General features: G+C 59.1%; 16 protein-coding genes. 9 read left to right on the top strand and 7 right to left on the bottom strand.

Annotation, left to right across the window (positions count from 1 at the left end; genetic code table 11):
- The first annotated feature begins 37 nt into the window (after positions 1-37).
- The 3 genes from J4E00_RS23585 to J4E00_RS23575 all read left to right on the top strand — a co-directional run bounded on the left by J4E00_RS23585 (position 38) and on the right by J4E00_RS23575 (position 2193).
- A complete protein-coding gene (locus J4E00_RS23585) occupies positions 38-679 on the top strand; it encodes a porin family protein (protein ID WP_208177824.1) in 642 nt (213 codons plus the stop codon).
- Positions 680-854: 175 nt separating this feature from the next.
- Positions 855-1439 carry an outer membrane beta-barrel protein gene (locus tag J4E00_RS23580; protein WP_208177823.1) on the top strand — a complete coding sequence of 195 codons (585 nt, stop codon included), beginning with the start codon at positions 855-857 and terminating at the stop codon, positions 1437-1439.
- Between the two features lie 112 nt (positions 1440-1551).
- Entirely contained in the window at positions 1552-2193 is a 642-nt protein-coding gene (locus J4E00_RS23575) for a porin family protein (protein ID WP_208177822.1), read from the top strand.
- A 78-nt stretch (positions 2194-2271) separates the two neighbouring features.
- On the opposite strand, the gene J4E00_RS23570 is transcribed toward J4E00_RS23575, so the two are convergent.
- Positions 2272-3636, bottom strand: a complete 1365-nt coding sequence (locus J4E00_RS23570; protein ID WP_208177821.1) for a dipeptidase — start codon at positions 3634-3636, stop codon at positions 2272-2274.
- A gap of 154 nt (positions 3637-3790) precedes the next feature.
- Between J4E00_RS23570 and tssD the strand changes: the two genes are divergently transcribed.
- The 3 genes from tssD (at position 3791) to J4E00_RS23555 (ending at position 5820) form a co-directional block, all read left to right on the top strand.
- Positions 3791-4672, top strand: coding sequence for a type VI secretion system tube protein TssD (tssD, locus tag J4E00_RS23565; protein WP_208177820.1), 882 nt, complete (start codon positions 3791-3793; stop codon positions 4670-4672).
- Positions 4673-4686: 14 nt separating this feature from the next.
- A complete protein-coding gene (locus J4E00_RS23560) occupies positions 4687-5271 on the top strand; it encodes a DUF6714 family protein (protein WP_208177819.1) in 585 nt (194 codons plus the stop codon).
- 81 nt (positions 5272-5352) lie between these two features.
- Complete coding sequence (locus J4E00_RS23555) at positions 5353-5820, top strand: DUF6714 family protein (RefSeq protein ID WP_208177818.1); 468 nt, start codon at positions 5353-5355, stop codon at positions 5818-5820.
- A 207-nt stretch (positions 5821-6027) separates the two neighbouring features.
- Here J4E00_RS23555 and J4E00_RS23550 read toward each other — a convergent pair whose 3' ends face one another.
- Positions 6028-6786, bottom strand: a complete 759-nt coding sequence (locus J4E00_RS23550) for a hypothetical protein (RefSeq protein WP_208177817.1) — start codon at positions 6784-6786, stop codon at positions 6028-6030.
- Between the two features lie 251 nt (positions 6787-7037).
- Between J4E00_RS23550 and J4E00_RS23545 the strand changes: the two genes are divergently transcribed.
- On the top strand, positions 7038-8543 hold the full coding sequence (locus J4E00_RS23545) for a serine hydrolase (RefSeq protein ID WP_208177816.1): 1506 nt from the start codon (positions 7038-7040) through the stop codon (positions 8541-8543).
- A 33-nt stretch (positions 8544-8576) separates the two neighbouring features.
- Here the strand turns inward: J4E00_RS23545 and J4E00_RS23540 are convergent, their stop codons facing one another.
- The 3 genes from J4E00_RS23540 to J4E00_RS23530 form a co-directional block, all read right to left on the bottom strand.
- A complete protein-coding gene (locus J4E00_RS23540; RefSeq protein ID WP_208177815.1) occupies positions 8577-9152 on the bottom strand; it encodes a hypothetical protein in 576 nt (191 codons plus the stop codon).
- Between the two features lie 20 nt (positions 9153-9172).
- Positions 9173-9769 (bottom strand): hypothetical protein, encoded by a 597-nt coding sequence (locus J4E00_RS23535; RefSeq protein ID WP_208177814.1) that lies wholly within the window; start codon positions 9767-9769, stop codon positions 9173-9175.
- A gap of 167 nt (positions 9770-9936) precedes the next feature.
- The gene (locus tag J4E00_RS23530) at positions 9937-10149 is read right to left on the bottom strand and encodes a hypothetical protein (RefSeq protein WP_208177813.1); all 213 of its coding nucleotides are present in this window, start codon (positions 10147-10149) and stop codon (positions 9937-9939) included.
- A 44-nt stretch (positions 10150-10193) separates the two neighbouring features.
- Here J4E00_RS23530 and J4E00_RS23525 point away from each other — a divergent pair, with 44 nt between their 5' ends.
- Complete coding sequence (locus J4E00_RS23525; protein ID WP_208177812.1) at positions 10194-11138, top strand: helix-turn-helix domain-containing protein; 945 nt, start codon at positions 10194-10196, stop codon at positions 11136-11138.
- A 94-nt stretch (positions 11139-11232) separates the two neighbouring features.
- The gene (locus J4E00_RS23520) at positions 11233-11985 is read left to right on the top strand and encodes an SDR family NAD(P)-dependent oxidoreductase (protein ID WP_208177811.1); all 753 of its coding nucleotides are present in this window, start codon (positions 11233-11235) and stop codon (positions 11983-11985) included.
- Positions 11986-12206: 221 nt separating this feature from the next.
- Here the strand turns inward: J4E00_RS23520 and J4E00_RS23515 are convergent, their stop codons facing one another.
- Positions 12207-13139, bottom strand: coding sequence for an energy transducer TonB (locus J4E00_RS23515; protein WP_208177810.1), 933 nt, complete (start codon positions 13137-13139; stop codon positions 12207-12209).
- A 95-nt stretch (positions 13140-13234) separates the two neighbouring features.
- On the bottom strand, positions 13235-13882 hold the full coding sequence (gene plsY, locus J4E00_RS23510; RefSeq protein WP_208177809.1) for a glycerol-3-phosphate 1-O-acyltransferase PlsY: 648 nt from the start codon (positions 13880-13882) through the stop codon (positions 13235-13237).
- Positions 13883-13955: the final 73 nt, after the last annotated feature.

Here is a 13955-nt window from a genome sequence, read left to right as displayed (position 1 = left end):
TGTAATGCTTACTGTTCGCCCATACTTCAGCTTTCACATGAAAAAATCCTTACTCAGCCTGGCTATTGCGACCCTTGCTGTTTCTGGCGCACATGCGCAGCTTCATTCCCGCAGCAACTCCTTTGCGGGGTTCAAAGCGGGTGGTTCGGCAGCGTCCTTTGTTGGCGACGGGGCCAAAAACATGCAGTATGTATATGGCTTCCAGGCTGGCCTGTTTGCCAACCTGGCTTTGAATCGGCCATTTTCGATTCAGCCCGAGCTGCTGTACTCTATGAAGGGAGCCAAAACGCCGGCTGGCTACATCACCCAGTCGTCTATCTGGCTTAACTATATCGATGTGCCAGTGGCATTTCGCGCTACCACCAAGGACGGCCTTTTTCTGGAAGCTGGCCCTCAGGTAAGTTTTCTGATTAATGCCAAAAGCGACGCCTCAGGCGAAAAAGTGAGCGTTAAGAACAGCTATAAGTTTGTCGATGTTGGCTTCGTGCTTGGCGCGGGCTACCAGCCTCTCAAGGGCGGGCTGGGCATTGGGGGGCGCTACAACGCCGGCTTTGGCACGGCATTGAAGGCGGCAACCGACAGTCGGGTTGTGACGCCGGACCTGCGCAACAGCGCCTTTCAGGTGTACCTCACCTACTCCCGGCCCACTATCCACAAGCGAACCAAGAAGAAGGAATAACAAGCCTTTGTCATTCCCGAACGCATGAGCGCCCGGCTTCTCCCAGTAGAGGCCGGGCGCTCATGCGTTTGGAGCGGAGACGGGCCACTTTGCACAACTCGGCAAGCGGTGGGGCAGTATAACACCACTACAATTGCTTTACCCTAATAATCAACACTTTATTCATCAAAACTTCATGAAACCGACCGTTGTATTAATTGCTTTATTGGCTGCCGGCGTTGGCACTGCCTACGCCCAGAAACCAGCCCCTGCTGTGGGCATTATGGTGGCCTATGGCCGCGACCGGATTCTGAGCAACAACCAGTATACCTCCGTCAGCCATTCGGCTTACCAGGCGGGCCTCACGGCTGATGCGTACGTGAGCAGTTCCTTCTCCTTCCACCCGGAGGTGCTGTACACCATGCGGTACTTCGACACCAGCAACGACGAAGACCTGAACCGCGACCTCACAACCATTGATGTGCCGCTGCTGGCCCGCTACCATGCTGGCGGGCTGTATCTGGAGGCCGGCCCGGAAATAGATGTACCCATCAAGGCAGTAAACGAAGCCGGCGACAACGTAAAAAGCGAGGTTAACAGCATTGCCCTCAACTATGTGGCAGGTGTAGGCTACCGGTTTGGCCACGGGCCGTCGCTAGGGGTGCGCTACGATGGCGGCGCGTCGAATGTCTTCAAGAGCAACGCAACGACTGTGCTAGGTGCGGGCAAGTTTAAGTCGAGTGCGGTCTTTGTCGTACTGGGATATTCGTTTGGTGGCTAATTTCCACCTGATACGAACAAAGTGCCCGATTTCTTATGTAAGAAGTCGGGCACTTTGCTTTGAAGCCGGCCATGGATACTTAGCTTTGTCATTCTGCTTAACCTGAGTAATCATGCAAAAAACCCTTCTTACCCTTGCTTTGGTGGCCGGCTTGGCTGGTGCTGCCAATGCCCAGCGCAGTATCCGGGCACGCAGCCAGCCTTCGAGCGGCCTGTCGTTGGGCGTGAAAGCCGGCGGCTCGCTTTCCCAGTTGAACAACACTGATGATGTGAAATATGAAAGCATCTACGGCTACCACGCGGGTGTTTTCGCTAATATTACCCTAAGCAAGTACTTTGCCTTCCAGCCCGAGCTGCTGTATTCGCAAAAAGGCGCGAAAATCGTCATTAACGCCCCTTACGACTATACCCGGCGCTTGCATTATGTAGACGTTCCGCTGCTTTTCCACGTCAACACCGGTGGCTTCTTTCTGGAAGCTGGCCCGCAGGTGGGCATTCTGGTAGCGGCTCGGGACAAGGTGGGCGACGTTACGACCGTCGTCAACAAAGACGAGAATTTTACGAATGCTGACTTCAGCTTTATAGGCGGTCTGGGCTATCAGCGCAAGGCAGGCCTGGGAGTTGGCTTGCGCTATGTGGCCGGGGTCACCAGCATCAACAAACCGCTAGCACAGGGAGCCAGCACAATTCAGAAAGAAGCCCGCAACAGCGTGCTGCAACTCTACCTGACTTACTCCTTCAACGCAAGCAAATAAGCGTGTCTTCTTACGAAAAAAGCCCGGCTTCTATTTCTGGAAGCCGGGCTTTTTTCGTCAACAGCTGATATGCGGCAGCTATTCTGCCGCCGCGTAGTTGCGGTAGAAATGCGGGATGGTTTCGATACCTTTCAGGAAGTTGAAGACGCCGAAATGCTCATTGGGTGAGTGGATGGCGTCCGAATCGAGGCCGAAGCCGAGCAGGACAGTATCGAGGCCCAGCTCCGACTTGAACATAGCAACGATGGGAATGGAGCCGCCGCCGCGCGTGGGCACCGGGCGCTTGCCGAAGGTAGTTTCCATGGCATCGGCCGCCGCTTGGTAGGCCACGGAGTCGGTGGGCGTTACTACAGGCTCGCCGCCGTGGTGGGGGTGCACTTCCACCGTGACGCCGGCTGGCGCAATGCTGGTGAAATGCTTCTGGAAAAGCTCCGAAATTTCGGCCGAGGTCTGGTGGGGCACCAGGCGCATGGAAATTTTGGCGTGGGCCTTGGAGGCGATGACGGTTTTGGCGCCCTCGCCGGTGTAGCCGCCCCAGATTCCATTCACGTCGAGTGTGGGGCGAATGCTAGTGCGCTCCATGCTGCTGTAGCCCTTTTCGCCATAGCTGGCGGGGAGGCCGATGCTCTGCTTGAATTCGTCTTCGGAAAAAGGAGCCTTGGCCATTTCAGCGCGCTCGTCGGCGCTGAGCTCGTCCACGTTATCGTAGAAGCCGGGGATGGTGATGTGACCGTTTTCGTCGTGCAGGCTGGCAATCATCTCGCACAGGGCGTTGATGGGGTTTTGCACGGCGCCGCCGTAGAGGCCGGAGTGCAGGTCGCGGTTGGGGCCGGTTACGGTTACTTCATGGTAGCTCAGGCCGCGCAGGCCTACTTCGATGCTGGGCACGTCGTTGGCCAGAATGCCGGTGTCGGAGATGAGGATGACGTCGGCCTTCAGCTTCTCTTTATTGGCCCGCACGAAGATTTCGAGGTTGTTGGACCCAATTTCCTCTTCGCCCTCAAACATGAACTTGATATTGCAGGGGACGCCGCCCTGGCCGTCGCGCATCATCATCTCGAAAGCCTTGACGTGCATGTAGACCTGACCTTTGTCGTCGCAGGCGCCGCGGGCGTAGATTTTCTCGTCCTTAATCACGGGCTCGAAGGGCGGCGAGTTCCAGAGCTCGTAGGGGTCAGCGGGCTGCACGTCGTAGTGGCCGTACACGAGGACGGTTTTGGCCTCGGGGCTCACCATGTATTCACCGTACACGATGGGATTCCCGGCCGTGGGGCAGATTTCGACGTTCTGCACGCCTGCTTCTTCGAGGCGGGCTTTGAGGAAGTCGGCGGCGCGCAGCACGTCGGCGTGAAACTTGGGGTCGGCCGACACGGACGGGATGCGGAGCCAGTCCATGAGCTCGTTGAGGAAGCGGGTTTGGTTATCGGCGAGGTAAGTAGCCATGCGGAGCAAAGGTTGAAGGGGTTGGGAATGCAGGGGTAAAAGTAGCGGGGCGGGGCGGAAACACGGTGAAGCTGGTTGCCAGCCGGCTTCGCCATTGAAGTTGCAGCTATTCATGGTTACTTCGCACCAAGTTCCTTACTTTTTCTACCATTCTATGGGTTCTTTTTCCGCTGAGCTTCGGATAGGTAGCCGGGTGTACCCCGTTGTTCGCTTTCACACAGCTTTCATGCAAGCCACTGAGCAGCGGGGCCGCCCCAGTGCCAAGCTACGGCACGGGCAGCTGGAAATTGAATTGGATGTGCCACACGACGACCAGCTTTTTGCCTGGGCGGCCGACCCGCGCAAGACGTTTAAAGGCAGCTTAACCACGCTCGACGCCATGGGCCGGGCCCAGGAGCACATTTCCTTCGCCACGGCCCACTGCGTGCAGTATAGTGAGGTGTTCCAAGTTGGTGATGTTGCCACTGGAGCGTACCGGTGCCGGCTGCACATCTCGGACCCCAGTGGCTTCACCATTGGAGTGGGGGCTGCGGCCACGCCCTTTGTGCCCCCGGCCGCCCGGGACCACGGCCAGCCCCTGGCCGCTGCTCCCCAGGCGGCCCCACCCGATGCCTCCGACTGCACGCCGGCCGTCACATCCATGCTGCAAAAGCAGGTAGACCTGATGTGCAAGCCTCAAGGAGTGTCCTCGCGGTGCACCGATGCCGACTCCTGCCCCCTGCTGCTTCAGAAAATTGCCATGACCGAAGCGTGCATCGAAGCCCGCCGAACCATCAACAACCAGTGCTTCAGAGGTGGCAATGCCGGCCACCAACGGGCTATCGAAGAGCGGCAGAACGGCATCCGGAAATGCCAGGCTATCTACCTGCGGCAGTGCGGCAGCCAACAGCAGCCGGTGCCGGTGCCCCGGCGGGTACCCAGCAGCGACCCCGTTACCCCACCGCCCAACGACGTGCTGGTGCCCACCACCGTAGCCGGCGTAGGCTTGCTCATCCTGTACATTCTCTCGTCGGCATTGCGGCCCGGCCCCATCTAGTTCTTGCTTCTGCCATGCACCTAACTGCCCTGCTTGCCCTGTTTGATGAAAGCTTCGGGCATGAGCCTCACCCCGGAGAAGCCCATATTGTACACAACAATTCCGGCTACGACCTGGAAGCGGTGGGCATTCGCGAAGCCTTCAAGGCCCACACCTGGCAGACCCTGCCCGTCGAAGTGCTGCTGTATGAGCAGAGCGCCCTAGGGTTTCTCAGCAAAGCCGGTTTTAAGTACTATCTGCCCGCCTACCTGCGGCTTGCCGTGCAGCAATACGAGGCCGCCGATATGATTCCCGACAACCTTGTGCTCGCCCTCACCCTACCTACCGAAGCAGATATCGTCCTGTCGGCGCTCGACATCCGGCGCTATGACATGGATATGGACATGCCCGGAGTGGACTGGAATGATATCCTTCAGAGTCGGCTGCGCAATCTGAATCAGGACACCCACGATTTCATTGACCGCTACCGTCAGTTCAGTCCCGCGCAGGGCCTGGCCATCTACCAGTTTCTGGCCTTCATGCGCGATGAACATGGCCCGGATTTCCTGAGAAAAGAACCCGAAATAGCCATCGAGCGGTACTGGTTTCAATTTGCCTGAAGCCGCGTACCCAGGCCAGCAGCCGGGGTAGCCAGCAGCCCGCCCGGTGAGCACAGTCATTCTCTCGTCCACATCATTGCCATGAACAAAGCTGACCTGCTAGCTGAAATCACGAAACACTTCCCGGACATGCCCGATGCCGCGCTGGCTACCTCCAGCCTGGCGGCGTTGAGCAATGAGGAGTTCAGGCACTACCTGCCGGCTTTTATGGCCGCCGCGCTGCAGGCACCCGCTTCGGCAACCAGCGCAGACGTAGTGCTGGCCCTGAAGCTGCCCATTGAGCTGAATGCGGCTACGGTAGCCTCCGGCCTGCGCCTGCATGAGGAAGGAGGCAGCCCGGAAGCGGGTCCCGAAGCTCTGCTGCAAAGCCAGCTCACGCAAACGAATGCTGCTATTCATCGCTTCATTGCCCGCACTACCCTGTTCAGCCAGACGCAGGGGGCTACCATCTGCCATTTCCTGGCTTACCTGCGCGATAAACAAAGTAGCTCATTTCCCAACCACGAACCAGCGCTGGCCATTGAGCGCTACTGGTTCCAGTTTGCTTAACTAATCCCAGTTGCGGCCTAGTGGCTGGCAAGCCTTTCACTACTAGCCATTGCCAGAATCTCGTACTCGCAACCCCGACGCGGACGGGATGCGGAGCCAGTCCATGAGCTCGTTGAGGAAGCGGGCTTGGTTATCGACGAGGTAAGTGGCTATGCGAAGCGGATTTTGGAGGTTGGGAATGTAGGGGTAAAAGTAGCGGGCCCAGGCTTAAAACTCCTTTTGGTAGAAGTGCTCCTTATCGAGGAGGGCGGCAATGCGCTGCAGGTCGCGGCGCAGGTCGGCCAGCGGTGCCAACGGGCGCTGGCCGTAGTGGTCCAGCACCCATTCGCCTCGCACGGGCGAAGCCAGCAGCAGACCACAGTCGCCGGGAGCAGCATTGTTGGTGCATAAGGAAAGGCCCAGCTTTTTGGCTTCCTCGTTTTCGCTAAAATCAACGTAGCGCAGGTGCAAAATAGCCTCTTCGCCTACCTCAATACGCGGTGCTTCGGCAAATGTGATGTTACCCGAGTTGCCCAGTGGCCCGCTGAAAAGCCGCACCGTCAACGTATCGGCGGGCCGTCCCTGCCACGTTTCGGCCACCCGCACCCGGTAGGCGGAGTGGTAGCAGGCGCTACGGCTCGAATCGGGGACGAGGCTGAGCACCGTGCCATGCACCACCAGGTCGGCGAATAAGGAGGATTCCTGGAAGCCGCCCGGCCCGTCGATGCGAATGCGTCGGTCCAGTTCGCGCAGGTCGCAGCCGGCGCGGCGCAGGGCTGCTTCTTTGGTCACATCGATGCGGTACTTGTAAAACATGGCAGCAGGAAACCGGAACCCCGCCTTGCGAACCACTGCCGCGAATGCCGTTCGGTGACGGGCCGCCGCTTCGTCGGAAGCAAAAGCCGCCCGTGCGGGCAGCTGGGCACATACCGGCCGCGCCGCCAGCAAAGCGCCAACCAGCAGGGCGAACAGTCGTTGGTTTTTCATCGCTTGAAATTACTGCTTTGAGTCCAACACACCATTGGATTCCTAGTCGCAGCATACAATTACAATATCGACGGTGGAGCCAATTTCGCTGTGCTGCACGCCGGCTTATAAGGGTAAATAATGAATGGCATGTATAGCTAATAATTTTCCGGCCCATTAGTATGCATTACAAAGTACCTGCCATACATTTGTACCGCGGCTACTAATATGCCGCGCAGCTACCGCCCTTTCACGCTTCTTTTTCTGAAAACATGCTTTTCTTTCGTTCCACTACACCTTCACGCTTCGCCATATTCGCTTGGGGCTTCCTGTTGCTTGCCTGCACCTGCTGGCAGCCGGCAAAGGCCCAGAGCCCCGCATCAACCGACAGCGTCGACCTTTTCCTGACCGCGAAAATGCGGCAACTCCGGATTCCAGGCCTGCAGTTGGCCGTTATCCGGCGTGGGCAAGTGGTGAAGCTAGGCCAATACGGGCTGGCCAACATTCAGGACTCCATTCCGGTGGGCCGCAACACCCGCTTCACCATCAACTCCATTACTAAGGCGTTTGTGGGGGTGGCGGTGATGCAGCTGGTGGAGGCCGGCAAGCTGGACCTCACGGCCCCGGTGTCGCGCTACCTACCGGGCCTGCCGGCGGCATGGCAGCCCGTCACGGTGCGGCAGCTGCTGACGCACACTTCCGGCCTGCCCGAAATCATGGGCGACGACGACATGGTGACGGAAGGCAACGAAAAAGCCGCCTGGGCCAGCGTGCAGCAGAAACCGATGGAATACACGCCCGGCGAGAAGTTTAACTACAACCAAACCAACTACCTGCTCATCGGCAAAATCATCGACCAACTCAGCGGGCAGCCGTTCGCCACATTCATTCAGGAGCGGCAGCTGAACGTGGTGGGCATGCCCCGCACCGCGCTGGGCGACTCGCACGACGTGCTGCCCCACAGTGCCCGTGGCTACACCTACTCCGAAATGGTGAAAGGAGAATGGCAGCGCTCGAAGCAGCCGCGCAACCTGTTTGAGGTGTATGCCACCTCCATGCGCACGGCGTCGGGCATGAGTTCGACGTCCGAAGAAGTAGCCCGCTGGATTATGGCCCTGCAGCAAGGCAAGCTCCTGAAGCCGGCCAGCCTACCGGTGCTCTGGACACCAGGGGTGCTCAACAACGGCCAGCAGCAAGGTTTCAACCACCTGCAAAACGGCTATGCTCTGGGCTGGCCCACCGTTTCGCGGCCCGAGCACCGGGCGGTGGCGCCCACGGGCGGCGGCCGCTCGGCCCTTTTCATCTACCCCGAAGATGACCTGGCCATCGTGGTGCTGACTAACCTGATGGGCGCCAACCCCGACATGTTCATCGATGAAATTGCCGGGTATTACATCCCCGACATGAGGCCGGCCACGGGTTTTGGCATGCCTCCAGCCATCCGGGCCCTGCATACGGAGCTACGCAAACGCGGCTTTAACCAAGCTGAAGCATTGGTAAAGCAGTCGCGTAAAAAGAACCCGGCCTACCGGCTGCCCGAACAGGAGGTGAATGCCTGGGGCTACGCCTTGCTCAAGCAAGCGCAACCCCAAAACGCCCTCGAAATCTTTAAGCTCAACGTAAGTCTCTACCCGCAAAGCGCCAACACCTACGACAGCCTTGCCGAACTGTACGCCGAAATGGGCAACCGGGAACTGGCCCGCAAAAACTACCAACGCGCACTGGCGCTAAACCCTAAAAATAAGGGTGCCGCCGATTATTTGAAGAAGTCGCTGTAGCCACAATACGCGAACTGGTGCTGAATGCAAGGCTCACTGCCGTGCATCCAGCACCAGTTCGCGCACCATTATTTCCCCCAGCTTCCAGGCTTCGGCCCATTCTTTTTCGGGGCTTTCGAAGGTGAGCAGGTAGAGAGTGTCGGTTTTGGCGTTGGCCAGGGCCATTTGGTATACCACGCGGGGTTCGGCTTCGGGCGGGGCATCGCGGTAGCGCACGGTCCGCTTGAAGAAAGGGCCATCGGTTACCGAGGCTTTTTCCAACTGCTGCTTGCCCTGCCCGAAGCCGGTGCGCATCATCAGCAGCTCGGCGTATTCGGGGGCGGGGCGGCCGGTCTTGGCTTTGGCTTTGCGTACTACTTGCAGCGAGAGGCCGGTTTGAAACTCATTATTTTCGCCAATCTCCTCTTTGGTAAGGTAATAGGTGGGGGCCCCCTTCTCCCCTGCTGCGCGGTAATACCAGCCGGCCGGCAACGGTGCGGCGGCCTTGCTCTCGGGCAGCGGCTGCCAGGTGAAGCCAGCCGTCGGGGCGGCCAACTTGGCGTTGTAGCGTTGCGCGGCAGCGGGCAAGACCAGCAGCAGCGCGGCAAAGGCAAAGAAGAAACGAAACATGCCTGCTAAGCTAGCGCCGGCTACACGCCCGAGTCGAGCCGCAGCTGCTTTATCATCTCTTCGCCCAGCTTCCAGGCCTGAGGCCAGTCTTTCTCGGGGCTTTCGAAGACGAGCAGATAAAACGTGTCGGTAGTGGTATTGGCAATGGCCCATTGCTGGATGATTTTGGGACCGGCCGCCCCAGTGCCGACGCGGTAGCGCACCCCGAACAGACGCAGGGGGCCCTGCGCTTTGGTTTCCTGGCCCAGCACCTGCTGGCCAGCCCCACGCCCGCTGCGGGCGCTAAAGGCCTGAGCGTAGGCCCCGGCCGCCTGCTTGGATTTGGCCGTAATTTGCCGCACCACGTTCAACGACATGCCGGTTTGAAACTGGCCGCCGGGCACTATTTTTTCCCGTGTCAGGAAGTAGGCCTGAGCGTCGCGGCTGGTTTCGGCTTTGTAGTTCCAGGTGTAGGGCAGCAGCATGGTGGCTTTCACTTCCGGCAGTGGCTGCCAGTGGAAGCCCATGGGTGCTTCGGCCGGGGCGGTGGCAGGAGCTTGCGCCGGCGTAGGCGTTTGGGCAGCGGCGGAGCGAACCAGTAGCAGGCCGCAAAAGACGAAAATGAAGGGACGAACCATAATGATTTGAGCAATAGTGGAACGTCTCTTATACGGGAGCAGTCCGACAGTAGCCGGCAGTGGGGCTCCGTATGCCTCAACCAGCTATCCTGGCCAACATTTTCTCCAACAATTCTGTCTCGCGCTCCAGGCAAACAATAGCTTCGATTTCAAGCAGAGCCAGCCCGTTATTCTTCGCGGGCGGGGTCGCGTACCGGACTGGTCCAGGCGGGCTTGGTAGGAAATGGTCCGCTGGCGCATGTTTCCCAGCGCGTAGCGTTGGTTTTTGTTGCCCGATTTAATATCGCAGCGCGAAAAAAGTGGGAGCCGGTGTGCAGGCCGATGTTGCCGATGAAGACGCGGAACCTACTGCGCAGATACTGGCAAACTTTCCGTACCATTGGGAGTTGCTTTGGCTTTGAATCCTACAAAGCCACCGACTGCCATGACAACCACTGCGCTCAATGCCCTCTATCAGGAACTGGCTCCCTGCACCAGCCTCGACTTAAGTAAGCTGCTGCCGGGCGGCATTCAGCGCGAAGTTGGTCACTTCAACGTATTTGATTTGGCGGACTTCTGGCAATCGGCTCCGTTGCGGCCCAACACCTCCTACCCCTGCCGCTCGTTCTATAAAATCAGCCTATTGCGCAGCCGCAGTCGCGCCGAATACGCTGACTACGCCATCGATATTGAGCCCAATGCCTTAGTCTTTTCGACGTCTAAGGTGCCGTTGCAGTGGCGCCCCGCCGAGGCCCAGCAGGGGTATTTCTGCCTCTTCACTGCCGAGTTTTTGATGCCGGTCCTCGGGGGACTCATGCCCGATGAGTTGCCCTTGTTTCGGGCCGACGGATACCCCGTGTTCCAACTGACGCAGGCCGAAATGGCGCGGGCCACAGCCCTTTTCGCCCAGATGCACGAGGAGCTGGCCTCCGACTATGCCTACAAGTACGACTTGCTGCGGGCCTACGTACTGGAACTCCTGCACCTGGGCCAGAAGCGGCAGCCGGCCACCACGCTGCACCCCGCCCACTCGGCGGCGGCTCGGCTCACCTCACGCTTCGTAGAGCTATTGGAGCGGCAGTTTCCGCTCACCACGCCTCAGCAGCGAGTGCCATTGCGCACCGCCAAGGACTTTGCCGACCACCTGGCAGTGCACGTCAACCACCTCAACAAGGTACTTAAGGAGAGCACCGGCCGCACCACCACCGACCTCATTGGCGGGCGGCTGGCACAGGAAGCCAAAGTGCTGCTGCGCCAAACCGACTGGACCCTCTGGGAAATTGCCGACAGCCTGGGATTTGTCGACGTAGCGCATTTTTCGCATTTTTTCCGCCGCTACGTTACCGTGAGTCCTGGTGCTTTCCGGGCGCTGCAAGCTGTGTCGGTTTGATTTCTACAAAAAGCCGATTGGCGAATACAATACTGCTGGGAAGCGCGCAGGGGACCTTTGTCGTGTTCCATTAACACCACAAATCGCACTCGATATGAGTACTTCCAAAATCGCTCTGGTCACCGGCGGCAGCCGGGGCCTGGGCAAAGACATGGCCCTCAAACTGGCCCAGCAAGGCATCGACGTTATTCTGACTTACCGCACCCAGCAAGCAGAAGCTGCGGCTGTGGTTGCCGAAATTGAAGCCTTGGGCCGGCGGGCTGTGGCTTTACCTCTGAACGCGGCCGACCTGAGCACTTTCGCAACGTTCTTCACACAGGTCGGCACGGCTCTGCACGAAGCCTTCGGCACCGACCGGTTCGACTTTCTTATCAACAACGCCGGTACCAGTTTGAGCGCGCCCATCGCCGAAATGACGGAGGCGCAGTTTGATGAGATGCTGAATGTGCACTTCAAGGGGGTGTACTTCCTCACGCAACGGGCACTGCCCTTGCTACGCGACGGCGGCCGCATCATCAATATTACCTCCGCAGTCACGCGCAATGCCTTCGCGGGCGTCTCGGCCTACGCCACTATGAAAGGGGCCGTGGAGGTATTCACGCGTTACTTGGCCCTTGAATTGGGAAGCCGGGGTATTGCAGCCAACGCCGTAGCACCAGGCGCGGTATTTGGCGGCGGGGCCATGATAGACACCCCCGAAATACGTGCCTGGGTAGCCCAGGCCACGGCCCTGGGCCGCACCGCTGAGCCCGATGACATCGGCGGAATAGTTGCCTTTCTCTGCACCGATGCGGCCCGCTGGCTTAACGGCCAGCGCCTTGAGGCCACGGGTGGGATGACTCTGTAGTAAACGGGCAGCGACCTATCCGTCTGCTTGCCCAGCCGAAAAGAGCGCAGTGACTGGTTACTCAGGTCACTGCGCTCTTTTCATTTTATGCGGCATTGGCCCTTTTCAGTAACAGCGCTTAGCAGGCAAGCCCAGCCATTGCAGGAATGGTTTCTCACGGTGGAGCAACACGGGTTGAAAACGCGCGCCAGCAGCAAGCCAATAAAGCGCTCACTACTTATTCACCATGCTTTATGGGCTGGCAACGGTTTTCTGAACATCACCGAAATCGTGTCGTACACGGCCACTATTTCGCCGTTTTGCCGGGCCGGTTCGAACGTGAGCTCCTGCACGGCGCGCAAGGCTTCGTCGTCGAAAGCCCCGCCGCCCAGGCCTTGGGTTACCTCGGGGCTGTACACTCGCCCATCAATTCCCACGACATAGCGCAAACGTACGCGCCCGGAAATTTGGTCGGCTCGAAGCAGTTCCGGGTAGCGCACCCGGCGGTGGAGGCTGGCCCAGAGCGAGTCGGCCCCACCCGGAAATGTGGGCATCTGGTCGGCTTGGTCAAGCACGCGGGTGGCGTCGGGGCCACTGGGCAGCGGGGTAGCGTCGATAATAGCTTTCTCGGCAGTCGCCTCCTTAGAGCGCTGTCCGGCGGCAAATGCCAGCAGGCTAGTGGCCAATAGCACGCTGCTCAATACAATACCCAAGGCCATGCTGGGGCGCTGGTTGCGCCACAACCAGCCAGCTAAAACCACGGATGGCAGGGCGTAGAGTCCGCCCACAAGCAACTCATTCGGCAGCAGCCTTTCCGTAGAAAGCAGGTGGAAAGGGAACGCAAGCAGGGACAACGACAGGTATAGCCAGAACAAGTTCGGCAGCACGGCCAGCAGCGCTACCCGCGCTACCAACACCCACCGAAACCGCGAGGCGCGGCTAGTGGGCACGGCCGTTGGCCAAACAATCTGCCCGGGCGTGGTAGCCGGGGCTGGGGCAGGCATAGCAGGCGCTTCCTGCTTTTGGAGCGTCTTAATGAATAAGGCGATGAGTTTAGCTACTCCCGCCGTGGCTAACACTCCACCTACAACTAGCAGCAACAGCCCCTTGAGGATGTCAGTGACGATGTCGTCGCCTAAGGCATGTGCTGCCAGGGGCAGGACATAAAGCAGCATTACTGCGATTACTCGCGTTGATTTGGCGGAAGAACCCATATCGCACTGAGCGTAGTGTAAGCAACTAGGCTTCCCATAGAATTACCCGACACTTCTTACTTCTTCACCCATGGCAAGGGCACGCGGCTCTCGGTGCCGCTGCGCAGCCGGCCAATATTGGCCCGGTGAGTGTAAATGAGCAGCGCCGCCAACAGGAATCCCACATACACCAGAAACGGCTGCGCCGGCCGGAACTGAGGTAGCAATTGCAGCAGCGCAAAACAGACGCCCGCCGTCATGCTGGCCAAGCTCACGTAGCGAAATAGCAGCAGCATTACAATAAATACGAGCATGCATACGCCCACCGTAGCGGGAGCCACGCCCAGCATCATGCCCAGGATAGTGGCCACGCCTTTGCCGCCCCGGAACTGCGCAAACACCGGATAAATGTGGCCCACCACGGCCAGCGCCCCGCAGGCCAGCCGGTAGTACAGTTCGTGCTCAGGCGCAACGGCGCTCTGCGCCACCAGCCACTGCGGCAGGAAATACGCGGCCACGAACCCCTTTAGCGCATCAATCAGCAACACGCTGGAACCGGCCTTGGGCCCCAGCACCCGGAAGGTATTGGTGGCGCCCGCGTTGCCGGAGCCGTGCTCACGGATATCGGCCAGGCCAAAGAAGCGACGCCCCACCCATAATGCCGTGGGGATGGAGCCCAGCAGGTAAGCAAGCAGTAGGGCGAGGGCGATGTAGAGAATGGTCATGCGGGGATAAATGTAGGGTCAGAAGGCCATAACGATGTAGCGCGAAGTTTGTAGTTCGCGTCCCTGTCTCGTC

Origin of the sequence: Hymenobacter negativus (genome assembly GCF_017571495.1) — a bacterium.
In the GTDB taxonomy this organism is placed as follows: Bacteria; Bacteroidota; Bacteroidia; order Cytophagales; family Hymenobacteraceae; genus Hymenobacter; species Hymenobacter negativus.
Note: the sequence above shows the minus strand (reverse complement) of the source record. Positions and strands in the feature narration are given on the sequence as shown.